Source organism: Paraburkholderia sp. BL10I2N1 (assembly GCF_004361815.1).
Classification (GTDB): domain Bacteria; phylum Pseudomonadota; class Gammaproteobacteria; order Burkholderiales; family Burkholderiaceae; genus Paraburkholderia.
This window is the reverse complement of sequence record NZ_SNWA01000001.1, coordinates 1,289,179-1,312,050: the sequence shown is the minus strand read 5'-3', so window position 1 is coordinate 1,312,050 and position 22,872 is coordinate 1,289,179. Positions and strand designations below refer to the sequence as shown.

General features: G+C 64.9%; 23 protein-coding genes. 17 read left to right on the top strand and 6 right to left on the bottom strand.

What is annotated here, in order from left to right; translation table 11 throughout:
• The 7 genes from B0G77_RS06215 to flhA all read left to right on the top strand — a co-directional run bounded on the left by B0G77_RS06215 (position 1) and on the right by flhA (position 7,740).
• Positions 1-1,089, top strand: a complete 1,089-nt coding sequence (locus B0G77_RS06215) for a chemotaxis response regulator protein-glutamate methylesterase (RefSeq protein WP_166656120.1) — start codon at positions 1-3, stop codon at positions 1,087-1,089.
• A 72-nt stretch (positions 1,090-1,161) separates the two neighbouring features.
• A complete protein-coding gene (gene cheY, locus B0G77_RS06210) occupies positions 1,162-1,557 on the top strand; it encodes a chemotaxis response regulator CheY (protein WP_133661323.1) in 396 nt (131 codons plus the stop codon).
• A gap of 1 nt (position 1,558) precedes the next feature.
• Positions 1,559-2,269: a protein phosphatase CheZ gene (gene cheZ, locus B0G77_RS06205; RefSeq protein ID WP_133661322.1), complete on the top strand. Its 711-nt coding sequence runs from the start codon at positions 1,559-1,561 to the stop codon at positions 2,267-2,269.
• Positions 2,270-2,426: 157 nt separating this feature from the next.
• A complete protein-coding gene (locus tag B0G77_RS06200) occupies positions 2,427-2,981 on the top strand; it encodes a DUF2844 domain-containing protein (protein WP_133661321.1) in 555 nt (184 codons plus the stop codon).
• 25 nt (positions 2,982-3,006) lie between these two features.
• The gene (locus B0G77_RS06195; RefSeq protein ID WP_133661320.1) at positions 3,007-4,260 is read left to right on the top strand and encodes a DUF3443 domain-containing protein; all 1,254 of its coding nucleotides are present in this window, start codon (positions 3,007-3,009) and stop codon (positions 4,258-4,260) included.
• Positions 4,261-4,438: 178 nt separating this feature from the next.
• Positions 4,439-5,647, top strand: a complete 1,209-nt coding sequence (gene flhB, locus B0G77_RS06190; RefSeq protein ID WP_133661319.1) for a flagellar biosynthesis protein FlhB — start codon at positions 4,439-4,441, stop codon at positions 5,645-5,647.
• Complete coding sequence (gene flhA / locus B0G77_RS06185; protein WP_133661318.1) at positions 5,644-7,740, top strand: flagellar biosynthesis protein FlhA; 2,097 nt, start codon at positions 5,644-5,646, stop codon at positions 7,738-7,740. The genes flhB and flhA overlap by 4 nt, the downstream gene beginning before the upstream one ends.
• A 173-nt stretch (positions 7,741-7,913) precedes the next feature.
• Here flhA and B0G77_RS06180 read toward each other — a convergent pair whose 3' ends face one another.
• Positions 7,914-9,215: an IS110 family transposase gene (locus B0G77_RS06180; RefSeq protein ID WP_166656119.1), complete on the bottom strand. Its 1,302-nt coding sequence runs from the start codon at positions 9,213-9,215 to the stop codon at positions 7,914-7,916.
• Positions 9,216-9,695: 480 nt separating this feature from the next.
• Here B0G77_RS06180 and flhF point away from each other — a divergent pair, with 480 nt between their 5' ends.
• The 3 genes from flhF to B0G77_RS06165 are packed head-to-tail and all read left to right on the top strand — an operon-like array spanning position 9,696 to position 13,518.
• A complete protein-coding gene (gene flhF / locus B0G77_RS06175; protein ID WP_243750942.1) occupies positions 9,696-11,891 on the top strand; it encodes a flagellar biosynthesis protein FlhF in 2,196 nt (731 codons plus the stop codon).
• Positions 11,884-12,753 carry an AAA family ATPase gene (locus B0G77_RS06170; RefSeq protein WP_133661316.1) on the top strand — a complete coding sequence of 290 codons (870 nt, stop codon included), beginning with the start codon at positions 11,884-11,886 and terminating at the stop codon, positions 12,751-12,753. Before flhF ends, B0G77_RS06170 begins: the two co-directional genes overlap by 8 nt.
• Before the next feature lie 30 nt (positions 12,754-12,783).
• Entirely contained in the window at positions 12,784-13,518 is a 735-nt protein-coding gene (locus B0G77_RS06165; protein WP_133661315.1) for an RNA polymerase sigma factor FliA, read from the top strand.
• A gap of 72 nt (positions 13,519-13,590) precedes the next feature.
• Here the strand turns inward: B0G77_RS06165 and B0G77_RS06160 are convergent, their stop codons facing one another.
• The 5 genes from B0G77_RS06160 to flgA form a co-directional block, all read right to left on the bottom strand.
• Entirely contained in the window at positions 13,591-13,878 is a 288-nt protein-coding gene (locus tag B0G77_RS06160) for a type II toxin-antitoxin system RelE/ParE family toxin (RefSeq protein WP_133661314.1), read from the bottom strand.
• Positions 13,875-14,351 carry a hypothetical protein gene (locus B0G77_RS06155; protein ID WP_133661313.1) on the bottom strand — a complete coding sequence of 159 codons (477 nt, stop codon included), beginning with the start codon at positions 14,349-14,351 and terminating at the stop codon, positions 13,875-13,877. Before B0G77_RS06155 ends, B0G77_RS06160 begins: the two co-directional genes overlap by 4 nt.
• 249 nt (positions 14,352-14,600) lie before the next feature.
• Positions 14,601-15,050 carry a flagellar protein FlgN gene (locus B0G77_RS06150; RefSeq protein WP_133661312.1) on the bottom strand — a complete coding sequence of 150 codons (450 nt, stop codon included), beginning with the start codon at positions 15,048-15,050 and terminating at the stop codon, positions 14,601-14,603.
• Between the two features lie 95 nt (positions 15,051-15,145).
• The gene (flgM, locus tag B0G77_RS06145) at positions 15,146-15,502 is read right to left on the bottom strand and encodes a flagellar biosynthesis anti-sigma factor FlgM (RefSeq protein ID WP_133661311.1); all 357 of its coding nucleotides are present in this window, start codon (positions 15,500-15,502) and stop codon (positions 15,146-15,148) included.
• A 140-nt stretch (positions 15,503-15,642) separates the two neighbouring features.
• Positions 15,643-16,998, bottom strand: a complete 1,356-nt coding sequence (gene flgA / locus B0G77_RS06140; protein WP_133661310.1) for a flagellar basal body P-ring formation chaperone FlgA — start codon at positions 16,996-16,998, stop codon at positions 15,643-15,645.
• Positions 16,999-17,231: 233 nt separating this feature from the next.
• On the opposite strand from flgA, the gene flgB reads away from it, so the two are divergent.
• From flgB to flgH, 7 genes are all read left to right on the top strand, one after another.
• Positions 17,232-17,723, top strand: a complete 492-nt coding sequence (gene flgB, locus B0G77_RS06135; protein ID WP_133661309.1) for a flagellar basal body rod protein FlgB — start codon at positions 17,232-17,234, stop codon at positions 17,721-17,723.
• Between the two features lie 99 nt (positions 17,724-17,822).
• On the top strand, positions 17,823-18,248 hold the full coding sequence (gene flgC, locus B0G77_RS06130) for a flagellar basal body rod protein FlgC (protein WP_133661308.1): 426 nt from the start codon (positions 17,823-17,825) through the stop codon (positions 18,246-18,248).
• A gap of 11 nt (positions 18,249-18,259) precedes the next feature.
• Complete coding sequence (gene flgD / locus B0G77_RS06125) at positions 18,260-18,970, top strand: flagellar hook assembly protein FlgD (protein ID WP_133661307.1); 711 nt, start codon at positions 18,260-18,262, stop codon at positions 18,968-18,970.
• Between the two features lie 33 nt (positions 18,971-19,003).
• Positions 19,004-20,509, top strand: coding sequence for a flagellar hook protein FlgE (locus tag B0G77_RS06120; protein ID WP_133661306.1), 1,506 nt, complete (start codon positions 19,004-19,006; stop codon positions 20,507-20,509).
• Positions 20,510-20,532: 23 nt separating this feature from the next.
• The gene (gene flgF / locus B0G77_RS06115; protein ID WP_133661305.1) at positions 20,533-21,291 is read left to right on the top strand and encodes a flagellar basal-body rod protein FlgF; all 759 of its coding nucleotides are present in this window, start codon (positions 20,533-20,535) and stop codon (positions 21,289-21,291) included.
• A gap of 41 nt (positions 21,292-21,332) precedes the next feature.
• Positions 21,333-22,121 carry a flagellar basal-body rod protein FlgG gene (gene flgG / locus B0G77_RS06110; protein WP_133661304.1) on the top strand — a complete coding sequence of 263 codons (789 nt, stop codon included), beginning with the start codon at positions 21,333-21,335 and terminating at the stop codon, positions 22,119-22,121.
• A 38-nt stretch (positions 22,122-22,159) separates the two neighbouring features.
• Positions 22,160-22,870: a flagellar basal body L-ring protein FlgH gene (flgH, locus tag B0G77_RS06105; protein WP_133661303.1), complete on the top strand. Its 711-nt coding sequence runs from the start codon at positions 22,160-22,162 to the stop codon at positions 22,868-22,870.
• The last annotated feature ends 2 nt before the right edge of the window (positions 22,871-22,872 follow it).

The window sequence follows — 22,872 nt, the reverse complement described above, 5'->3', positions numbered from 1 at the left end:
GTGCAAAAAATCAAGGTATTGTGTGTCGACGATTCAGCGCTCATTCGCAGCCTGATGACGGAAATCATCAATGGCCAGCCGGACATGACGGTCGTCGCAACCGCGCCGGATCCGCTCGTCGCACGTGATCTCATCAAACAGCACAACCCGGACGTGCTCACGCTCGACGTCGAAATGCCGCGCATGGACGGCCTCGACTTCCTCGAGAAGCTGATGCGCCTGCGACCGATGCCGGTCGTGATGGTGTCGTCGCTGACCGAGCGCGGCTCGGAAATCACGCTGCGCGCGCTTGAACTCGGCGCAGTCGATTTCGTGACGAAGCCCAAGGTCGGTATTCGCGACGGCATGCTCGACTACTCCGAAAAGCTGGCCGACAAGATTCGCGCAGCGGCCCGCGCCCGCGTGCGCCAGGCCGCGCCCGTGCACCATGCCGGCGCGCCGGCGGGGCACGCAGCGCCCGCACCCGCGCCGCTTTTCAACAATCCGCTCGTCAGTACGGAGAAGCTGATCATCGTCGGCGCGTCAACGGGGGGCACCGAAGCGATCCGCGAAGTGCTCGTGCCGCTGCCGCCCGATGCACCCGCCGTGCTGATCGCGCAGCATATGCCGCCCGGGTTTACGAAATCTTTCGCGCAACGCCTTAATGGTTTGTGCAGGATTACCGTTAAAGAGGCAGAGCACGGCGAACGCGTGCTGCCGGGGCATGCCTATATCGCACCTGGCCATGCTCACCTGTTGCTTGCACGCAGCGGCGCGAACTATATTGCACACCTGTCCGACGACCCGCCGGTCAACCGGCACCGTCCGTCCGTCGACGTGCTGTTCCGTTCGGCCGCACAGCATGCGGGCAAGAACGCGGTTGGCGTCATCCTCACGGGGATGGGGCGCGACGGCGCGGCGGGGCTGCTGGACATGAAAAATGCGGGCGCCTATACGCTTGCCCAGGACGAAGCGAGCTGCATCGTGTTCGGCATGCCTCGCGAAGCCATTGCGCTCGGCGCTGCCGACGAGATTGTGTCGCTGCCTGAGATGAGCCGGCGCGTCATGGCGCGTCTTGCATCGATGGGCGATCGCGTGCAACGGGTATGATGCGCGGCTGAAATTGAAAGAAAAACGTGCGGACACGCGCCGCATCATCTGGATAAGCGAAAGGGAGTTGAAATGGATAAGGGAATGAAGATTCTGGTTGTGGACGACTTCCCGACGATGCGTCGGATCGTTCGCAATCTCTTGAAGGAACTCGGGTACTCGAACGTCGACGAGGCGGAAGACGGCCTGGCGGGTCTCGCTCGTCTGCGCAGCGGCACCTACGAGTTCGTGATCTCCGACTGGAACATGCCGAACCTCGACGGCCTCGCGATGCTGAAGGAAATCCGCGCCGACGCAAGCCTCACGCACCTGCCGGTGCTGATGGTCACGGCCGAGTCGAAGAAGGAGAACATCATCGCGGCGGCGCAGGCTGGTGCAAGCGGCTACGTGGTCAAGCCGTTCACGGCGGCGACCCTCGACGAGAAGCTCAACAAGATTCTCGAGAAGATGGCGAAGACCGGGAGCTGATGTGGACGAGCCGACTAACGCGCCTGTCGCCGAGTCGAGAGACGACGGCGGCGACCTCACGACCGACCGCATTCTTGCCCGTATCGGGCAACTGACGCGCACGCTGCGCGACTCGATGCGCGAACTCGGCCTCGACAAACATGTGGAGCGTGCGGCCGAAGCCGTGCCCGATGCTCGCGACCGGCTCAAGTACATCGCGACGATGACCGAGCAGGCGGCCGAGAAGGTGTTGAGTGCGATCGAAGTCGCCAAGCCGATCCAGGAGCAACTGCAGCGCGATGCGGGCGAGCTCGACGCGCGCTGGGAGCAATGGTATGCCGCGCCGATCGAGCGCGACGAAGTCCGCGCGTTGATGAACGACACGCGCACGTTCCTGCGCGGGCTGCCCGAGGCGACCACGGCAACCAGTGCGCAGCTGCTGGAAATCATGCTGGCGCAGGACTTCCAGGATCTGACCGGACAGGTCATCAAGAAGATCACGGATGTCGTCTACCTGATCGAGCAGCAACTGCTTGGCGTGCTGGTCGAGAACATCGCGTTGGAACGCCGCGAACAGTTTGCGGCGAACGCCGCGGCGCTGGCTGCCGAGCCTTCGTCGACCGGCAGTCCGGCCAGCCTCCTCAACGGTCCGCAGATCAACCCGGAAGGCAAGGCCGACGTGATGCAGGACCAGGGGCAGGTCGACGATCTGCTGGCAAGCCTCGGGTTCTGATCCGGGACGTTCCCAAGGTGCTTTGAAATAAACCACAGGCATACTACGACGACATGACGTGATCGCGCGAGTCACTGCGCGATCACTGGCTGGATTCCAATGCCGCCACGGCACGCGTATCGCGTGCCGTGGCGGCCGCCGAAAGGGGGAGTCTGAAATGTCGAGCTCGAGTCGCCTCACGCGCGCCGTCACGTCGACGGTGCTTGCATTGTGCGGATCTGTATTGGCCATCCAGTCCGCGCATGCGGAGCTGGGCGGCAGTCCGATGACAGCGCCCGCAAGCGCCACCCTGTCCTTGCGTTCGGCGCAGGCGGCCTCTGCTGCTGTCAGCCGTTCCGCTTCTTCAGCTTTCCCAGCCGCTACCTCCGCTTCGAGCGCGGCACCCCCTACCTCCGCCAGCTTTACCATCCGCGAGACGACCCTCGGCAACGGAACCGTCGTGCGCGAGTACGTCACTTCGACGGGGACGGTCTTCGGCATCGCCTGGCAGGGACCGCAAATGCCAGACCTGTCGGCGCTGCTCGGCCGTTATTTTCAGCAGTACGTCGATGGCGTGAAAGCCGCGCGTGCGGCGTATGGACGGCGCGGCGCAGTCGCCGTCGATCAGGACACGCTCGTCGTGCGCTCCGGCGGCCACATGGGGGCGTTCGCAGGTCAGGCGTGGCTGCCGCAGGCCTTGCCGGCCGGTGTCAGCGGTCAGGACATTCAGTGATCCCTCGACAACCGGGAGATGAACCGTGCGATTCGCAACGAAGCTCATTGGATGGGTGCAGTTCGCGGGCGTGGCCGCGCTGGTCTTGATCCTCGCCGCGTGCGGCGGCGGCGGGGGCGACAGCGGCAATTCCAGCTCGAGCGGCGACGGCATCAGTTCATTGCCCGCCGGGCCGACCCAGCAGCCGATCCCCGTGGGTGCCGCGAATACCGTTGCGATCACCGTCGACAAGGGCCTTGGCAACCTCATCAACATTCCGACTGTCAGCGTGACCGTGTGCGTGCCGGGTACGAGCACCTGCCAGACGATCGATCACGTCCAGCTGGACACCGGTTCGTACGGACTGCGCGTGCTCAACACGGCGCTCAATGCAACGCTCGCGTCCGGACTCACCCCGCTCACCGTCAATGGCTCCCAGCAGCTCGCCGAGTGTACGCAGTTCGCTGACGGCTTCACCTGGGGCACGGTCCGCAGCGCCGACGTGATCGTGGGCCAGAAGCTCGCGAGTGCCATTCCGATCCAGGTGGTCGGCGATCTGACGACAGTGCCCGCCGGCTGCACGGGCGTGGCCGAAAACACGGTCGCCCAGTTGCACGTGAACGGGATACTCGGCGTGGGGGTTGCGCCGTACGATTGCGGCGCCGGCTGCCAGAATGCGGCCTCCAGCAACTATTTCGGCTGCGTAAACGGGAACTGCACGGCCGTGGGGGTTTCGACCGCGCAGCAGGTCGCAAACCCGGTGCCGAGATTCACCGGCGACAACAATGGCCTGATCGTCCAGCTGCCACCGGTACCGAACACCGGCGCACCTTCGGCGACAGGGACGCTGGTGTTCGGCATCGGTACCCAGAGCAACAACCCGTTGGCGGCGGCGCAGACGTTCACCTCGAACGCGGCCGGCGATCTCGTCAATAGCACGTTCAACAACGTGACCGTGTCGGCGTTCTTCGACACCGGCTCGAACGGCTATTTCTTCAACGACACGTCGCTCCCGGTCTGCGGCAGCAACGAGCCCGGCTTCTACTGCCCGGCGACCGCGCAGACCCGTCCCGCAACCGTGCGCGGCAGCAACAGCTCGACGGCAACCATCACGATGAGCATCGTGAGTGCGGCGACGCTGGTGTCGAACGGCAGCAACTACGCCTTCAACACCCTGGCGGGTCCCGGCGTCAACGGGACTTCGGTCGACTTCGGCCTGCCGTTCTTCTTCGGCCGCTACGTGTACTACGGGATCGACCAGCGGGCGAGCAGCGGCCCGGCGCCGTTCATCGCGTTCTGAGATCGCCGGGGGGGGGGCGCACGCCAGGCGGCTGTCCAGTGGGCGTCCCCGCCTCCCGCTCCATCCGCCGAAATACCCCCCTTTCCCTGGCTTTATCCGCCGATCGTCGCTCGACTTCTGCGGGAATAATCGCTCTCACTGAAAAAGGGCATGTTGCCCCGATCACCCGGAGAGCGTCTTGACAGAGGATAGCGACCTCGAAAAAACCGAATCAGCCACTCCCAGGCGCCTCGACAAGGCGCGGGAAGAGGGGCAGGTTGCGCGTTCGAGGGAGCTATCGACCTTCGCGCTCCTCGCCGCGGGTTTTTACGGCGTCTGGGGTCTGTCCGGCACGATCGGCTATCACATGCAGACGATGCTGCGCACTGCGTTCACGTTCGACCATACGACCGTGTTCGAGACGCGCCGGATGCTGATCGGCGCCGGCGTGGCGGGCCGCGAAGGGCTGTCTGCCCTGTGGCCGATCCTCGCCCTGACCGGCGCCGCGGCGTTGCTCGCGCCGCTGGCGCTGGGCGGCTGGCTGATCTCCACGAAGTCGCTGGGGCCGAACTTCAGCCGGCTGGACCCGGTTGCCGGACTCGGCCGTATGTTTTCGATCAACGGCCCGATCCAGCTCGGCCTGTCGGTGGCGAAGACGCTGGTTGTCGGCGTCATTGGCGCGACGGCGATCTGGCAGCGTCGCGACGAGATCCTTGCGCTTGCCACCCAGCCCCTGCTGGCGGCACTGTCCAACGCGTTCCATCTGATCGCGGTCTGCTGCGGCATGACGGTGGCAGGCATGTTCCTCGTCGCAGCGCTCGATGTGCCGTACCAGATCTGGACGTTCCACAAGAAGTTGCGCATGACCAAGGAAGATGTGAAACGCGAACATCGCGAAAACGAAGGCGATCCGCAGGTCAAAGGCCGTATCCGCCAGCAGCAGCGTGCGATGGCGCGGCGCCGGATGATGCGTGAGGTGCCGAAGGCGGACGTCGTGGTGACCAATCCGACTCACTTTGCTGTCGCGCTGCAGTACACGGACGGCGAGATGCGAGCGCCGAAGGTCATCGCGAAGGGCGTCAACCTCGTCGCGGCACGCATTCGCGAACTCGCCGCCGAACACAACGTGCCGCTGCTCGAAGCGCCGCCGCTCGCCCGCGCGCTCTATCACAACGTGGAACTCGACAAGGAGATCCCGGGGCCGCTGTACGGCGCAGTCGCCGAGGTGCTCGCCTGGGTTTATCAGTTGCGCCGCTTCAGGGAAGACGGCGGCGAAAAACCTGTTGCACCGACAGAACTCGATGTCCCCGCCGACCTCGACAAGGGCGGCGTGCCGGACGAAGAAGCAGATGAGGAAGCCGCCGACGCGCTCGGCGATGACGACGAAGGCAAGGGAGCCTCAGCATGAACGCACGCGTGGGGTTTCTCTCCCGACGACCTGAGGCTCTGAGCGGCACCAACCTGCGCGCGCTCGCCGGTCCGGTGCTGATCTGCATGATCCTCGGCATGATGATCCTGCCGTTGCCGCCGTTCCTGCTGGATCTGCTGTTCACGTTCAACATCGCGCTGTCGGTGATGGTGCTGCTCGTCAGCATGTACACGATGAAGCCGCTCGACTTCGCGGCCTTCCCGAGCGTGCTGCTGTTTTCCACCTTGCTGCGCCTGTCGCTGAACGTCGCCTCGACCCGTATCGTGCTGCTCGAAGGCCATACCGGCCCGGACGCTGCGGGCCAGGTGATCGAGTCGTTCGGTCATTTCCTCGTGGGCGGCAACTTCGCGGTCGGTATCGTCGTCTTCATCATCCTGATGGTGATCAACTTCATGGTGATCACGAAGGGTGCGGGCCGGATCGCCGAAGTGTCCGCGCGCTTCACGCTCGACGCGATGCCCGGCAAGCAGATGGCGATCGACGCAGACCTGAATGCCGGTCTCATCAACGAGGAACAGGCGCGCAAGCGCCGCTTCGAAATCGCGCAGGAAGCCGAGTTCTACGGGTCGATGGACGGTGCGAGCAAGTTCGTGCGCGGCGATGCGATAGCGGGCCTGCTCATCATGGTGATCAACATCATCGGTGGCCTGATCGTCGGGATGGTGCAGCACAACATGGATTTCGCGGCCGCCGGCAAGAACTACACGCTGCTGACCATCGGTGACGGTCTCGTCGCGCAGATCCCGTCGCTCGTGATTTCGACGGCGGCGGGTGTGATTGTGTCGCGCGTGGCGACCAACGAAGACATCGGCACGCAACTGACTGGCCAGCTTTTCGCCAATCCGCGCGTGCTGCTGATCACCGGCAGCATTCTGGTCCTGATGGGTCTGATCCCGGGCATGCCGCACTTTGCGTTCCTGGTGCTGGGCGGCGGCGCGATCCAGTGGGGCCGCGTGATGAAAAAGCGTGCGGCGCAAAGCAGGACGGCCGCGGCACTCGTCGACGTCGCACCGGCGGCGCTTACGCCGGCCGAAACCACAGAGGCCAGCTGGGACGACGTGACGATGATCGACACGCTCGGTCTCGAAGTGGGCTACCGCCTGATTCCGCTCGTCGACAAGAACTCCGACGGTGAACTGCTCAAGCGTATCAAGAGCATCCGCAAGAAGTTCGCGCAGGAAATCGGCTTTTTGCCGCCGGTCATCCATATTCGCGACAACCTGGAGCTGCGGCCTAATGGTTACCGGATCGCGCTGAAGGGCGTCGAAGTGGGAGTCGGCGAAGCGTATCCGGGGCAGTGGCTCGCCATCAATCCGGGCCAGGTGACGGCCGCGCTGCCGGGCACGCCGACCCAGGATCCGGCGTTCGGCCTGCCGGCGGTCTGGATCGATACGAACCTGCGGGAACAGGCGCAGGTGTACGGCTACACGGTGGTCGATTCGAGCACGGTGGTGGCGACGCACCTGAATCACCTGGTCGTGACGCACGCGTCGGAACTGCTTGGCCGCCAGGAGGTGCAGTCGCTTGTCGAGCGGATGCAGAAATCCACGCCGTCGCTCGTTGACGACCTGGTGCCGAAGACGGTGTCGCTCACGACGCTGCAAAAGGTGCTGCAGAACCTGCTTGAAGAAGGCGTGCCGATCCGCGACATGCGCACGATTCTCGAAGCGCTCTCCGAATCCGCCCCGAAGGTCCCCGATGCGCACGATCTCACGGCGTTGGTGCGTCTCGCACTCGGCCGCGCGATCACGCAGCAGTGGTTCCCGGGCACCGGCGACATGCAGGTGATGGGACTCGACGCGAATCTCGAGCGCGTGCTGTCGCAGGCGCTCTCCACGGGCGCCAATCCCGGCCTCGAACCGGGCCTCGCGAACACGCTGCTCACGGAAACGCAGAAAGCGATGACGCGTCAGCAGAACCTTGGCCTCGCGCCGGTGATGCTCGTCCAGCACGCGCTGCGTCCTATGCTCGCGCGCTTCCTGCGCCGCAGCCTGCCGCAGTTGAAAGTGCTCTCGTACGCGGAAGTACCCGACACGCGGCATGTTCGCGTTGTCAACGTGATCGGCGCCTGACGCCGCCGTTCCCTTTCCGTTTCTTCCCCGTCTGCAACCGGTAGCCCGCGGCGTCGCGCCGCCGGTTGCAACCGGCCCGTCCGGGGCGCCGGTCTGCTTTTCAGGCGCCGTGCGCCGTCGGCGCGATTCTGGACTCCCTCTCTCTCCATGAACCTGTCGCGTTGGGCGGTTTTTCAGGGTGTTTCAGGGACGACAGGGACCGGAACAAGCTCGCGCCCCAGCTCCCTGGCTAACCGCCTGAGGGCCTGTTCCCTGGTTTTACGGACCTGTTCCTCATAGCGCGCGAGTCCCTTTTCAACGTAGTCGTCACCCTTGACCATCACGCGCCAGAACCAGGCGGCCAGCTTGCGCGCCAGCGCCTTGGTCGCCACCAGCCCGCCGCGGCGTGCCGCGAGACGGCGGTAGAAACCGCCCAGCGCAATATCCCTGCTGCGTACCAGGCTTTGCGCCATCATGCAGAACAGCCGTCCGGTCCGGTTGCGGCCGCGCTTTACGCCTTTCCTGCGTTTGCCGCTATCGCTGCTGCCCGGTGCCAGTCCCGTCCAGGCGGTGAAGTGTTTTTCAGTGGGCCAGACGCTCAGGTCGGTACCCACCTCACTGATCAGTTGCAGCACGCCATAGGACGACAGCGCGGGCAGCTTGGTCAGATCCCGTCCGCCGCACATCTGGGCCAGGATCTCACGCAGCCTGGAAATTTCCGGTGCGTTGATGCCGGTCTGCCGGGTGGACCTGGGCAGCGGCGGCTGTGTGTCATCGTGCGGCGGCAGCACTGTGGCGATGCGCTCGTCGCAATCGGCGATGAGTTTCTGGTAGTGGTCCCACGATTGCAGTGCCTGGCCCAGCGCGAAGATGTGCTCGTCGGCCCAGGTGCCCCGCAGGGCCTCGATCACGGCCTGTTCCTTTTTGCGCCGGATCTGCACGTCGCACAGTGCCACCAGTGCCTCAGGGGAACGCTCGCCGGCCACGACTGCGCGCGTCACCGCCATGCCGCTGACGCCGGCCAGGGACGAGATGACATCATGCAGCTTGATGTTCATGCGCTCGAAAGCCTTTTGCATCAGTTGCACACAACCCGCTGCCGCCGCCACGTGATCGGCACGCAGGCGCAGGTAGTCCTGCAGCCGGCGGATGTCAGCCGGTGGCACGAAGCCGGCGTGCAGCAGACCATGCATGTGCAGCGTGGCCCCCCACTGGCTGTCGGCCATATCGGTCTTCCTGCCCGGCAGGTTGCGCGTCTGCCTGCCATTGACCATGCGCACTTCCAGACCGGCGCTTTCCAGCACACCATACAACGGTAACCAGTAGACGCCGGTCGCTTCCATGGCTACCGAATGCACGCCCTGTGCGAGCAGCCAGTCGCGCAACGCGTGCAGCTGCGACGTGACGGTACCGAACACTTCCGGCCTGTTGCCGCCCACCGAAACATGCATGTGTTCACTGCCGATGTCCACGAACGCGGCTAACGGATCGAGCATGGGGAGTGTCTGTAACATGATGAACCTCCGCATTTGGGTACCCCAATGCGCGCGGTGGCCCTGGCCCGGTCACGTCATATGAAAAACAAATCTCTCCAGCGGGATGCAGTGCTCACCAGAATGTGCGACTGACCGCGACCAGAGCTATTCTCCCGCACGGGCAATCCGACAGTTGTCCGATGCACCAGAGGGACCTCAGCTACGCTGCCAGAAACCGCCACGCGTTATGTGACGATAGACGATCCCCGGTTCATGGTCCGTGTGCGGTTTTTGGAAAAACTGGAGGCTCCCGGGGAACCGGGAGAGCATGCGACGCAGTTTAACGGACCGCCTACCGGGTTCGTACCGCGCCTCCGAATGCCCGAATTGCCTCCCTTTCTCCTTCCTTATCCACCGATGGCGGCTGGATGTCTTTCGCAATAATTGCTCTCAATGGGAAGCGGTATGTTGCCGGTCCGTTAAGCTCATCGGGAGTCAAGCTTGAACATTCGCAAATTCGTCGGTTCAACGAGCCGTGACGCACTGCGTCTTGTCCGTGAGGCACTGGGCTCCGATGCAGTCGTATTGTCGAACCGGGCGATTGAGGACGGCACCGTTGAAATCGTCGCGCTCGCCGACAGCGATCTCGCTGCAATCTCGCCCAAGGGCGAAGAAGGCGCGGGCTTTGGCGGCGGCTTCGGCGCTGGGGCGGGCGGCAACGGCAACAGCGCGAGCGATAGCAACAACGGCGGCAACAACGGCGGCAATCACGGTACCAACGCGACAGGCGGCGGGTTCAGCAGCAGCTTCGGCATCGGCAGCAACTCAGGTTACGGTGCGGGCAGTGCGAATCCGGGAGAGGGCACGAGCCTCACGACCGGCACCGGCGCGAGCGCAGCGCCGCTGACGCGTCCGGCCGCGCCACCGATGCAGGCAAATCCGTACGCAAGCGGCGGCATGCCCGATGTGTTCTCGTCGGTGTTCGGCGCGAGCCCGGAAGCCGGCACGGAACGGATGTCGGCCAGCAATATGGACGGCGGTTCGCGGGAGGCCGGTACGCTGTCCGTCGGAGCATCGCAGCATGCCGCGGCGGCAGGCGCATCCGCGTCGCGATCGGGAGAAGACGCACGCGTGGAAATCCGCTTCGACGCGCGTCTCGAAGGCCGCGCTGGCGCGCGCCTCGACGCTCCTGCGGCCCGGCCGGAAAGTCGCCCTGACGCGCGTATCGAAGTTCGGTCCGAGATGCGGCCCGAGGCACGACCGGAACCACGCTTCGAAGCGCGACCCGATACCCGCAGCGACATCCGCATCGACAGGCCGGTGACCGCACCGCCGCCCGCTGTCCCGTCGGCGCCGGCCCGTCCGCGCACGATGGCCGAAACGAATCCGTGGCTGATCGATCACGCACGCCGCATTGCTGCGCAGGACGTCGTGCATACGGCAAAGCCCACGATGACCCCGTCTGCAGCGATGGCTCGCGGCCTTGGCGTGACGGTCGACCGGCAGGAATCCGTCGACGACGAGGCCACGCCCGACTGGGCGCGCGAGGCTGCCCAGCTGGCCGCACGCCGCGCCACGCAGCGCGTCGCGCCAGCAGTGCAGGCCGACGTCAACGCCTCGCCTGATGCCCGCAAGGGTGGGGCGACCCCGCTTGCCGGCCTGCCGGCAAGCGCGGCGGCCGCCGTGACGGAGTCGATCAAGGCGCGCATGGAGCAGATCGTCAACGAAACGGTGATGAACGAGCTGGCGTCGATGCGCGGCATGATGGAAGAGCAGTTCACCGGTCTCCTCTGGGCCGATCACCAGCGCCGCAGCCCGACGCACGCTGCGCTGACGAAGCATCTGTTCGCCGCCGGCTTTTCCGCGCAGCTCGTGCGCATGATGGTCGAAAACCTGCCGAAGGTCGAGAACATGGAAGCGGGTATGGAGTGGGTTCACTCCGTGCTCGAATCGAACCTGCCGGTGATCGAAAACGAAGACGCGCTGATGGACCGAGGCGGCGTATTCGCGCTGACGGGCCCGACGGGCGTCGGCAAGACGACGACGACGGCGAAGCTTGCAGCGCGCTGCGTGATGCGCTTCGGCGCGAGCAAGGTCGCGCTGCTCACGACCGACAGCTACCGGATCGGCGGCCACGAGCAACTGCGCATTTTCGGCAAGATCCTCGGCGTCTCGGTGCATGCGGTGAAAGACGGCGCTGACCTGCAATTGGCGCTGACGGAGCTGCGCAACAAGCACATCGTGCTGATCGACACGATCGGCATGAGCCAGCGCGACCGCTCGGTGTCCGACCAGATCGCGATGTTGTGCGGCGCCGGCCAGCCGGTGCAGCGTCTGCTGTTGCTGAACGCGACAAGCCACGGCGACACGCTCAACGAAGTCGTGCAGGCTTATCAGGCTTCGCCGGGCAAGGAGCCGCTCGCTGGCGTCATCCTGACCAAGCTCGACGAGGCGACCAACCTCGGCAGCGTGCTCGACACCGTGATCCGCTACAAACTGCCCGTGCACTACGTGTCGACCGGCCAGAAGGTGCCGGAAAACCTCTACGTTGCGACAAAGAAATTCCTGATCAAGAGCGCGTTCTGCATTCCGCGCGACGGTTCGCCGTTCGTGCCGCACGACGACGATATCCCGGCGTTGCTCTCGGCCCTGTCGGCCCGTTCGACCGCGGAACTGCACGAGGTTCGCTTTGGATAAATTCGTGCTGGACCAGGCGGAAGGTCTGCGGCGGCTGCTCGCGCGCTCAGGCGCGCGCGTGGTGGCCGTGACGGGTGGCTCGGTGGGCGTCGGCCGCACGACGACGGTTGTGAATCTGGCGAGCGCGCTCGCGGAGCAGGGCAAGGATGTGCTGGTGATCGACGAATGCCCGGGTGAAAACGGGGTAAGCGCGCAGATCGGCGGGGTGCGCGGCGCTGGCAATTTCTCGGCCGTGATACGCGGCGAAATGGCGCTCGAAGAAGCCGTCGGGCGACATGCACTGGGTTTCGCCGTGCTGGCCGCATCGCGGGGCAATTGCGAAGGATGCACGCCGGAGCAGCTTGCCATCCTGTTGAGCGGACCGGCCGACATCGTGCTGATCGACGCCCAGCTGGATCGCGACGGTTCGCTGTCGGCGCTCGCGATGCAGTCGAACGACGTGATGATCGTCACGCGCGTGGCGGGGCAGGCGATCACTGACGCGTACGCCTGCATGAAACGTCTGCACTACGCCCAGGCAATTCCGCAGTTTCGCGTGCTGGTGAACCAGGTTCAGAGCGTGTCCGATGCGACCGCCGCCTTCGAGAATCTGGCGGGCGTGGCGGGGCGCTACCTGACAGTGTCGCTCGAGAACGCCGGCTGCATTGCAGCCGATCCGAGGATGGTGCGGGCTGTGGAGCTGTCGCGCTGCGTCGTCGATGCCTTTCCGTCGACACCGGCCGCGCGGGACTACCGGCACGTCGCCGCGGAACTGCAGTACTGGCCGATGCGGCCAGCGATGTCGTCGCGCGCGGCCGGAGCGGCTTCAGCGACTGTAACAGCGGCGCAACACGCCGACCAACCGTCTGCGCAGCACGCCTGAGGGGCGGGGCACGCAGACAAGGGGAGCACGATGTACAACGCTCAGGGAAAGATTTCCCAGGCCGACGTCCTGGCAAAGTATGCACCGCTGGTGCGGCGCCTCGGCCTGCAGCTCGTCGCCAAAATGCCGGCGAGCGTCGATCTCGACGATCTGATCCAGGCCGGCATGATCGGCCTGCTGGATGCGGCGAGCCGATATAAGGAAGATCAGGGTGCGCAGTTCGAGACCTACGCAAGCCAGCGGATTCGCGGCGCGATGCTCGACGAACTGCGCAGCAACGACTGGCTGCCACGCAGCCTGCGGCGCACGTCGCGTGAGGTCGAGACGGCCGTGCACAAGGTCGAGCAGAACCTTGGGCGCTCGGCGAGCGAGGCGGAAATCGCCGAGCAGCTGAAGATGCCGCTCGACGAGTATCAGTCGATGTTGCAGGACCTGCACGGCAGCCAGCTGATCTATTACGAAGACTTCGATCGTTCCGCTGACGACGAACCGTTCCTCGACCGGTATTGTGTCGATCGTGCGGATCCGTTGTCGGCACTGCTCGACGAGAGCCTGCGTTCGGCGCTGGTCGAAGCGATCGAACGCCTGCCGGAACGGGAGAAGCTGTTAATGTCGCTGTACTACGAGCGCGGCCTGAATCTGCGCGAGATCGGTGCAGTGATGGAAGTCAGCGAATCGCGTGTCTGCCAGTTGCACAGTCAGGCGGTCGCGCGCCTGCGTACGCGTCTGCGCGAGATGGCCTGGGCAGGGGCCGAGGTGAGCTGAGCTGAGGGTGGAACTGAGGATGAGCTGAAGGCAGGTCGAGGCCGGCGTTCCGTTGGGCGCGAGGCCCGCGGGCTAGACCTGGGCGACCGGTTGCTGGCGGGCGTGGCGAACCCGCAGTATGTCCACCCGCTGTTCTTCGTCAGCGACGCGATAGACGATCACGTAGTTCGCCGCGACGACAATCTCCCGCGTGCCAGCGACGCGTCCTTCCCGATACAGACGCGGATGCGCGGCGAGGACGTCGGTCCTGCTGCGCACGAGCGCGCCGAATTCCGCTGCGGCGTGCGGACTGTCGGCAGCGATGAAGTCGATAATCTCCAGCAACTGTTCCAGCGCGCGCGGCCGCCAGACTACCCTCATCGGGCTGCTTTCCGTTTACTGGCGCTCACATAGGCGGCGAGGCGCGCTTCCAGCTGGGCCATCGCGTCGGCGTGATCGATGCCAGGCTCAGACGGGTTGCCGGCTTCCGCCAGCCCCGCTTCGATATCGGCGATGAACGCCGCATGTTCCGCCGCGGCCTCGTGCTTCGCTTTCATCTCCGCCGCCGAATCCGGACGGCTCCACGCCCGCCGGGGCGCATCCGGATTCCACTCCGCCAGCGCGAAACGTCCTTCCGTGAGACCCAGTTCCCGCAGTACCTTCAACGCCTGCACCGGATCGCGGAACGCCCTGCGCTGCCGGCCGTTCGACGTCACCAGTTCGGCTGCTCCCCGCTCGCGCGTTTCGAATTCGATGTAGAAACTGTTCCCGTCCGCGCGCAGGACGGCCGACACGACCCCCCCGGAGTTCACGGCAGCAGTGGCTTGGGCGACATCAAACGTGGTGAGGGTCATAAGAACTCCAAGGCGAGGGTCAGCAACGACCTGATCGATGGAGTGTAGCATTTCAGTCCACGAAATACAGCTATTCGTGGTGTGGTTCGGTGTCGTGATTGCGGTGTCCAATGGCGCTCATCCTCGAAGAAAAGGCAGGCAGCTGCCCGGTCGGGGCGCAAGCCGCGATGCCGGGCAACTTCAACGTCATTGGAAGGCAAAATGCGTTCGTCGGACACCTGGCCGGACGGCCAGTCGAGCCGCGGGCGCTTAAAGGCTGCTGTAGGCCGGAATCCGTCCGTCCGGACCGTAGAATCCGACCTTTTCCGTCGTGACCGCGACGTTGAGCGCAGTCAACGCCCGCTGGTTGTATTCCATGCGCGTGCGGATCAGCGAGCCGTTGAGCGTGTTGGAGCGTTGCGCGCGTTCGGCGGCTTTTTGCAGCAGCGACCACTGCGCGGCGATCCGCGTATCGCTGCCCGCCGCCAGTTCCATGCCTTTCCAGCCGCTGGGGAAACCCAGTTCGGCCAGCTGCGTATCGCGCACTTTCTCGAGCGTCGCGAGCTTTCCTATCAGTTCGGTTTTTTTCTCGACGATCGGCGGGAGCGTTTCAAGCGGCTCTATCGCCGTGAGGGCCTTTTCTTCCAGGGCCAGAACCGAGGCGAACGCCTCTACAGTCGAATACTCGTCGATGACGGTGGCAAGCAGGGCGTCTTTCATCACAACTCGCTAAACACGCTGGTCCGCGCGTTGCACGCGGACCCTGTTTCACAAATGCCGCCCGGCACCTGGCGCACCTTGCATCGGTGCGTCGATCAGTTGCCGGTCGACTGGCTCTTGTTCTGCAACAGGTTGCGCGCCGTTTCCAGCACGCCGTCGGCGATCTTGCCCGAGTCGATCGTCAGCGACCCGTTCCGGATCGCCTGCTTGATCGAGTCGACGTGCGCCGTATCGATGTCGGCAGCGCCCGAACTTGCGAGGCCGTGCAGATGCCCGGAGAGACCCGAAAGGCTCACGTTCGCGTCACCGCCCGACGTGCTGCGGGACGTCGGCGCCGCCGCGCCCGCACCGGTCGTGCCGGCGCCGCTGGTCGATGCATCGCCTTGCTGCGTACGCTGCAGGCCGTCCTTCAACGTCTGCAGACCTGAACTGGTGGTGGAATCAACTTTCACGATTGGCTTCCTGATGATTTGAATGTGATAACGGCAATCACCAATCGAAACTTTAGCTCAATCGTCACGGCCCTTTTTCGGGTTGATCTCACCGGAATTTCACCTTCGCGCCGTCGCCCCGAGGCCTTTCACCTCGAATCCTAAAGCTGGATCTCGACGGTCCCGCCGTCCTTCACGACACCCTGGATGATCTGTCCTGCGGCTGTCTTGACCCGTACCGGCTGGCCTGGCGCCGCGTTGTTCATCGCGCTGCCTTCCGACGAAATCGCAAAGCCGGGGCCCTGGGCCACGACCCTGACCGTCTGTCCAATGGTTACCGAGGAAGCGCTGCGCAGCATGTCCTGACGCAGCGGCAAGCCTGCCGCGACGCGCATCAATGCGACCGAGCCGACTGCCTGCGAGGGATCCGTGACGATCGCCTGCGGCATATTGGTCAGATCGCCGTCACGGGCGACGAGATCGGCGGCAGTCAGCATTTCGCCCGGCGCGATGGCGCGCGAGGCAAGGTAGTAGGTGGCGTGCAGCGCAATCCGCGCTTGCAGGTAAAGCGTCCACGGATGTTCGCCGGCACAGCGTACACCGACCGTGGTACGGCCCCACAGACGCGTGCCGGTAGGCATGAACGGCGCGAGCGCCGTGCAGGCCGCGAGGCCGCGCGGAAAGACCGGCGCGACGGTGATGTCGATCTTGCCTGGCAGACCGGCCGCCTGCTGCTGGAGAAACGCGAGCGCGGCGCGGCGGATCGATTCGGCGTCCTGCTGCCCGGCGGGCGCGGGCTGCACGGGCTGGGCCACCGGTTGGGAGGCAACGCTGCCTTGCTGGGCTTGAGCCTGAAGCCGGACTTGCGCGGCCGGGACTACCCGACCGATGTCGTTGGCCGGTACGCCCGTGTTGCTGCCTGAGTTAGTGCCTGAGTTGCTCCCTGAGCGCAACTGCGGCGGCTCGCCGCGCGACGCGAGCGGGTCGAGCGAGGCGCCCGAACCATCCGGTTGATTCATCGCAACGGACTGCGCCGCTGCGGGCTGCAGCCCGCCCGCCCGGGCCGGCGCGACCACGACCGGCAGCACTTGCCGGGTTGCTGTCTGCTGGCTCACGCGCGTCAGCGCGGGCTGTTGAACGGGTGCCGCGGCTTCGCCGGCGCCGGGGATCACAATCGCGCCGTCCGCCTTTGCCGCGCTGGCGAAGCGATCCCCATTGTTACGCTCGCCTGCTGAAGGCGCCGCCACCGGCACCTGCATGGCGGCCGGTGCTGCCGGCGGGGCAGCGACGGCAGCAGGCGCGTTCACACGCTCCGCCAGCGCAGCCAGCGCGGCGGGATTCTTTTCAGCGGGGCCGGGAATCACGATCGGTCCGCCCGCTTCCTGTGCGCGGGTGCTGACCGGCAGCACGATGGCAACGCCGCCGATGGCGAACATTGCCCATGCCGCCAGTGTCCGCGCGGCACCGGCGCGGGCGCGGCGCGCTGTGCGGGGGACCTCGGAAGCGGACAGGGCCATCGTGACTCTCCATCGAATGCATCAGTACGAATCGCATTCTAGAGACGCCACCCGTTGCGCAAACGTTGAATAGAGGCCGGCTTCCCCGGTTATTCGTCCGATTGCCGCTTGCATTGCGCCCATAAGATGCACCTCATGCAAAAAGGCCTTCCTGGCCGCCAGCTACGCTTTCGTCTCGCGGGAGACGGAAGCAGGCCGGCGCAGGAAGCCTCGGACCGTCATCCGGAGAGAACATGCTGGACAAACTCGATGCCGAATTCGCCTTTGGCCGTCAGGCGCTCGATGTGCGCGCTTACCGCCAGGAACTGCTGTCGTCGAATATCGCGAACGCCGACACGCCAGGCTACAAGGCACGCGATGTCGATTTCGCGTCGTCGCTCGCCGGCGCGCTGAAGAAGAGTGGCGGCGCCACGCCCGGCGCGTCGAACAGTTCGTCGCTGGCGATGACGCAGCCGGCCGGCGTGACGAGCGGCATGTCGATGGTGTCCACCGAGCGGGGCCACATGGCGGGCAAGGCCACCCTGCAGGCGACCGGCGGCCCGACCGACGACTTCGGCACCGTCGCTTACCGCATCCCGACCCAGCCAGCGCTCGACGGCAACACCGTCGATCTCGACGCCGAGCGTGTCCAGTTCGCCGACAACTCGCTGCACTTCGAGTCGGGCATGACCGTGTTGTCGCAACAGATCAAGACGATGCTCTCGGCCATCACGTCGGGCTCGTAACGCAGCACGCAGTTGCAAGGCACCACCCTTGAGCACCGCCAGAAACCACACGCTACGGGACTAGAAGCCGGACACACCGGCAAGAGAGGTCAGCAAGCCATGCCATCCCTGATGAACATTTTCAACGTCGCCGGTTCGGCGTTGTCCGCGCAGTCGCAGCGGCTCAACGTCACGGCGTCGAATCTCGCCAACGCGGACAGTACGACCGGCCCCGACGGCCAGCCGTACAAGGCGAAGCAGGTCGTGTTCGCCGTGAACCCGATCGGCGGCGCGCGCACCGGTTCCGGCCAGCAGATCGGCGGCGTTCAGGTGACGGGCGTCGTCGACGATCCGACGCCGATGAAGACAGCCTACGACCCGAGCAATCCGTCGGCCAACGCGGATGGTTATGTGACGCTGCCCAATGTCGACCCCGTGCAGGAAATGGTCAACATGATCTCGGCCTCACGCTCGTACCAGGCGAATGTGGAAACCCTGAATACCGCGAAACAGCTGATGCTGAAAACGCTAACGATCGGAACCTGAGGAGCATTTCCTTGACGACCAACACCACTATCGGCAGCAACGGCACGACCGTTTCGCAGTCGCTGCTCGACACGATGAACGGCACGAACAGCAGCACGTCGAGCACGCAATCGACCGGCAACACGGCAACCGACCTGCAGAACACCTTCCTGCAACTGCTCGTCGCGCAGATGAAGAACCAGGATCCGACGAGCCCGATGGACAGCTCGCAGATGACTTCGCAGCTTGCGCAAATCAATACGGTGACGGGTATCGGCCAGCTCAACACGTCGCTCACGTCGCTGTCGACGCAACTGACGGCCGGCCAGCAGACCCAGGCCGCGAACCTGATCGGCACGACCGTGCTGGCTCCGGGCAGCACCTTCTCCGTCGCGAGCGGCAAGGCCACCGGCTTCGGCGTGACGCTCGCGAACGCCGCGTCGGACCTGCAGGTCGTCGTCAAGAACTCGGCCGGCACGATCGTCAACACGATCGACCTCGGCAAGCAGTCGGCGGGCACGATTCCGGTCGGCTGGACGCCGGTCGACACGGCAGGCAATGCGCTGCCGGACGGCACCTACACGATCACCGCGACCGGCACGGTCGGCGGCAAGGCGGCGACCGCGACGACGTTGTCCGCCGCGACGGTTCAGGGCGTCATCAAGCAGACCGACGGCACCGCGGGCCTCGTCCTGTCGAACGGCAGCACGGTCGGTCTGTCGACTGTCGCCGCCATCATCTAACTGCATCCAGATACATCAGACACGGAGACCGTCATGGGTTACCAGCAAGGGTTGAGCGGTTTGGCAGGCGCGTCGAGCGATCTCGACGTGATCGGCAACAACATCGCCAATGCAAATACGGTGGGCTTCAAGCAGGGCACGGCGCAATTCGCCGACATGTACGCCAATTCGGTGGCCACTGCCGTCAACAACCAGATCGGTATCGGCTCGCGCCTCGCGTCGGTGCAGCAGCAGTTCTCGCAAGGCACGATCACGACGACCAATCAGGCGCTCGACGTCGCGATCAACGGCCAGGGCTTCTTCCAGATGTCGAACAACGGCTCGCTGACGTATTCGCGTAACGGCGTGTTCCAGCTCGACAAGAACGGCTATATCGTCAACGCGGACGGCCTGCAACTGATGGGTTACGCCGCCAACAAGAACGGCATCATCAATTCGGCAGGCACGGTGCCGCTGCAGGTTCCGACGGCGAACATCGCGCCGACCGCGACCGCGACCATCACGGCCGGTCTCAACCTGAACGCCCAGGACAATCTCGTGCTCAGCACGCCGACGGTTGCGTTCCCGACGGTCAACGCTGGCTCGACGCTGGCAAGCAGCGGTGCGACGATCACCCATGGCGCAGCGGGCACCAACGCGAACACCTACACGATCACCTTTACCGGTGCGAACAGCTATAGCCTGTCCGACGGCACCACGACCACAACAGGCACGTACACCGCAGGCCAGGCAATCACCCTGGGCACCGGCGAAACGGTGACCCTCACCGGCGCCGCCGTGACGGGCGACGTGGTCACCGTCACGCCCAACCGCCCGGCGTTCAACCAGACCGACTCGTCGACCTACAGCTACTCGACGTCGGTGCCGGTGTACGACTCGCTCGGCGGCCAGCAGCAGGTCAACATGTACTTCGTGAAGACGGCTGCAGGCTCGTGGGACGTCTATGCGGGCTCATCGACGGGCACGGCGAGCAAGATCGGCACGGCGCAGTTCGACACGTCGGGCAACCTGCTCTCCACGACCGACGCCGCCGGCGTTGCGACCGCCACGCCGCTCGCGTTCAATTTCTCGATTCCGAACACCGACGGTTCTTCCACACCGCAAAGCCTGCTGCTGAAGATCGGCGGCACGACGCAGTACGGCAGCAAGGACGGCACCAATTCGCTCAACCAGGACGGTTTCGCCGCCGGCCAGCTGACCAACTTCACGGTCGGCACCGACGGCACGCTCACCGGCAACTATTCGAACGGCCAGACGGCTGCCCTTGGCCAGGTCGTGCTCGCGAACTTTGCGAACCAGAACGGCCTCATCAACCTGGGCAACAACGAGTTTCAGGCAACGGCGGCTTCGGGCGTCGCACAGATCTCGACGCCGGGCAGCACGAACCACGGCACGGTGCAGGGCGGCGCGCTGGAAAACTCGAACGTCGACCTGACGAGCGAACTGGTGAACCTGATCACGGCGCAACGCAACTACCAGGCGAACGCGCAGACGATCAAGACCCAGCAGGCCGTCGATCAAACGCTGATCAACCTGTAAGCGCAGCACTCACCGACACCATCATGGACCGGCTCATATACACCGCGATGTCGGGCGCCACGCAGGCGCTCGATCAGCAGGCTGTGATCGCGAACAACCTCGCGAACGCGTCGACGACGGGCTTCCGCGCGCAGCTCGCGACTTTCCGCGCCGTGCCGATGGCGTTCGGCGACGGCAGCACCGTCAACAACACCACGACCCGGACCTTCGTGCTGTCGTCGACGCCGGGCGCGGACTACACGCCCGGCCCGATCCAGCAGACCGGCAATCCGCTCGATGTCGCCGTGCAGGGCCCGGGCTGGCTGTCCGTGCTCGCCGCCGACGGCAACGAAGCGTACACGCGCGCTGGCGCCTTGCACGTCGACCCGAACGGCCAGCTGGTGACGGCGACGAACCAGCCGGTGCTCGGCACGGGCGGCCCGATTTCGGTGCCGCCGGGCGCCCAGATCACGATCGGCAAAGACGGCACCGTGTCGGCACTGACGCCGGGCGATCCGCCCACCGCCGTCGTGGTCGTCGACCAGCTGAAGATCGTGAACCCCGACCCGGCAACGCTCGTGCATGGCGACGACGGTCTCTATCGCACCTCGGACGGCAACCCGGCCGATGCCGATCCGAACGCGATCGTCATCGGGGGGGCGCTCGAAGGCAGCAATGTGAATCCGGTTGCGGCGATGGTGTCGATGATCACCAACGCGCGGCAGTTCCAGATGCAGACGAAGATGCTCGAAGCCGCCGATCAGAACGATCAGTCGGCCAACAAGCTGCTCGACTTCAGTTAATACCGGCTGCAGGCACGCCTGCGCTCCAGGAGAAATACATCGTGAACCGCTCACTCTATATCGCCGCGACTGGCATGAATGCGCAGCAGGCGCAGATGGACGTGATCTCGAACAACCTCGCGAACGTCAGCACCAATGGCTTCAAGGGCTCGCGCGCCGTGTTCGAGGATCTGCTGTATCAGACCATCCGCCAGCCGGGCGCGAACTCGACGCAGCAGACCGAACTGCCGTCGGGCATCCAGCTCGGCACCGGCGTGCAGCAGGTCGCAACAGAACGCCTCTACACGCAGGGCAACCTGCAGCAGACCGGCAATTCGAAAGACGTCGCCATCAACGGCAACGGCTTCTTTCAGGTGCAGATGCCGGATGGCACAACCGCCTACACGCGCGACGGCTCTTTCCAGACCAACGCCCAGGGCCAGCTCGTCACGTCGAGCGGCTATCAGGTGACGCCGCCGATCACGATTCCCGTCAATGCGACGTCGCTCACGATCGGCAGCGACGGCACCGTGTCGATCACCACGGCCGGCTCGACCGCGACGCAGCAGGTAGGCTCGATGCAACTTGCGACGTTCATCAACCCGGCCGGCCTCGAAGCGAAGGGCGAAAACCTGTTCTCCGAAACCCAGTCGTCGGGTGCACCGAACGTCTCGCAGCCGGGGCTGAACGGTGCTGGCTCGCTGAATCAGGGCTATGTCGAGGCATCGAACGTGAATGTCGTGCAGGAACTGGTGAACATGATCCAGACCCAGCGTGCGTATGAAATCAACAGCAAGGCCGTGACGACTTCCGACCAGATGCTGCAGACCCTCAGCCAGATGCCGGTCTGACGGCTTGACGGTTTAGAAACAGACAGGCGGTAATCAAGATGTCGCACTCCATCCGACTCCCGAAAGAAACGGGCTGCGCGCGCGCGGTGTGGTTCGCCGCGTTCGCCGGCACGTTGATGGCCGGCCTTGGCGGCTGCGCGCTCGTGCCGAGGGAGCCGATCGTCCAGCAGCCGATGACGGCCGCTCCCCCGGTGCCGCCGGTGAATTCGTCGCCGGGCGCGATCTACAACCCGGGCTACGCAGGTCGGCCGCTCTTCGAAGACCAGCGGCCGCGCAATGTAGGCGACATCATCACCATCGTCATCGCCGAAAACATCAACGCGACGAAGTCGTCGCAGGCGGCAGCTAACCGCAATGGCAGCACGAAATTCGGCGTGCCGACGGCCGGCTTTCTCAGCGGTCTGTTCAACCGGGTCGACCTCGACGCGAGCGGCGCCAACAAGTTCCAGGGCACGGGCGGCGCGAGCGCGGCCAACACCTTCAACGGCACGATTACCGTCACTGTCACCGGCGTGCAGCCGAACGGCAACCTGATCGTCAGCGGCGAAAAGCAGATGCTGATCAACCAGGGCAACGAGTTCGTGCGCTTCTCGGGTGTCGTCAATCCGAACACGATTTCCGGCGCGAACTACGTGTACTCCACCCAGGTGGCGGACGCGAAGATCGAATACTCGGCGAAAGGCTATATCGACGAGGCCGAGAACATGGGCTGGCTGCAACGCTTCTTCCTCAACGTTTCACCGTGGTGATC

Bases quoted from the DNA above. Each gene is read 5' to 3' on its own strand.
- cheY (WP_133661323.1), top strand. From the start codon at position 1,162: ATGGATAAGGGAATGAAGATTCTGGTTGTGGACGACTTCCCGACGATG.
- B0G77_RS06200 (WP_133661321.1), top strand. From the start codon at position 2,427: ATGTCGAGCTCGAGTCGCCTCACGCGCGCCGTCACGTCGACGGTGCTT.
- flhA (WP_133661318.1), top strand. From the start codon at position 5,644: ATGAACGCACGCGTGGGGTTTCTCTCCCGACGACCTGAGGCTCTGAGC.
- B0G77_RS06180 (WP_166656119.1), bottom strand. From the start codon at position 9,215: ATGCTCGATCCGTTAGCCGCGTTCGTGGACATCGGCAGTGAACACATG.
- B0G77_RS06165 (WP_133661315.1), top strand. From the start codon at position 12,784: ATGTACAACGCTCAGGGAAAGATTTCCCAGGCCGACGTCCTGGCAAAG.
- B0G77_RS06160 (WP_133661314.1), bottom strand. From the start codon at position 13,878: ATGAGGGTAGTCTGGCGGCCGCGCGCGCTGGAACAGTTGCTGGAGATT.
- B0G77_RS06155 (WP_133661313.1), bottom strand. From the start codon at position 14,351: ATGACCCTCACCACGTTTGATGTCGCCCAAGCCACTGCTGCCGTGAAC.
- B0G77_RS06150 (WP_133661312.1), bottom strand. From the start codon at position 15,050: ATGAAAGACGCCCTGCTTGCCACCGTCATCGACGAGTATTCGACTGTA.
- flgA (WP_133661310.1), bottom strand. From the start codon at position 16,998: ATGGCCCTGTCCGCTTCCGAGGTCCCCCGCACAGCGCGCCGCGCCCGC.
- flgB (WP_133661309.1), top strand. From the start codon at position 17,232: ATGCTGGACAAACTCGATGCCGAATTCGCCTTTGGCCGTCAGGCGCTC.
- flgC (WP_133661308.1), top strand. From the start codon at position 17,823: ATGCCATCCCTGATGAACATTTTCAACGTCGCCGGTTCGGCGTTGTCC.
- B0G77_RS06120 (WP_133661306.1), top strand. From the start codon at position 19,004: ATGGGTTACCAGCAAGGGTTGAGCGGTTTGGCAGGCGCGTCGAGCGAT.
- flgF (WP_133661305.1), top strand. From the start codon at position 20,533: ATGGACCGGCTCATATACACCGCGATGTCGGGCGCCACGCAGGCGCTC.
- flgH (WP_133661303.1), top strand. From the start codon at position 22,160: ATGTCGCACTCCATCCGACTCCCGAAAGAAACGGGCTGCGCGCGCGCG.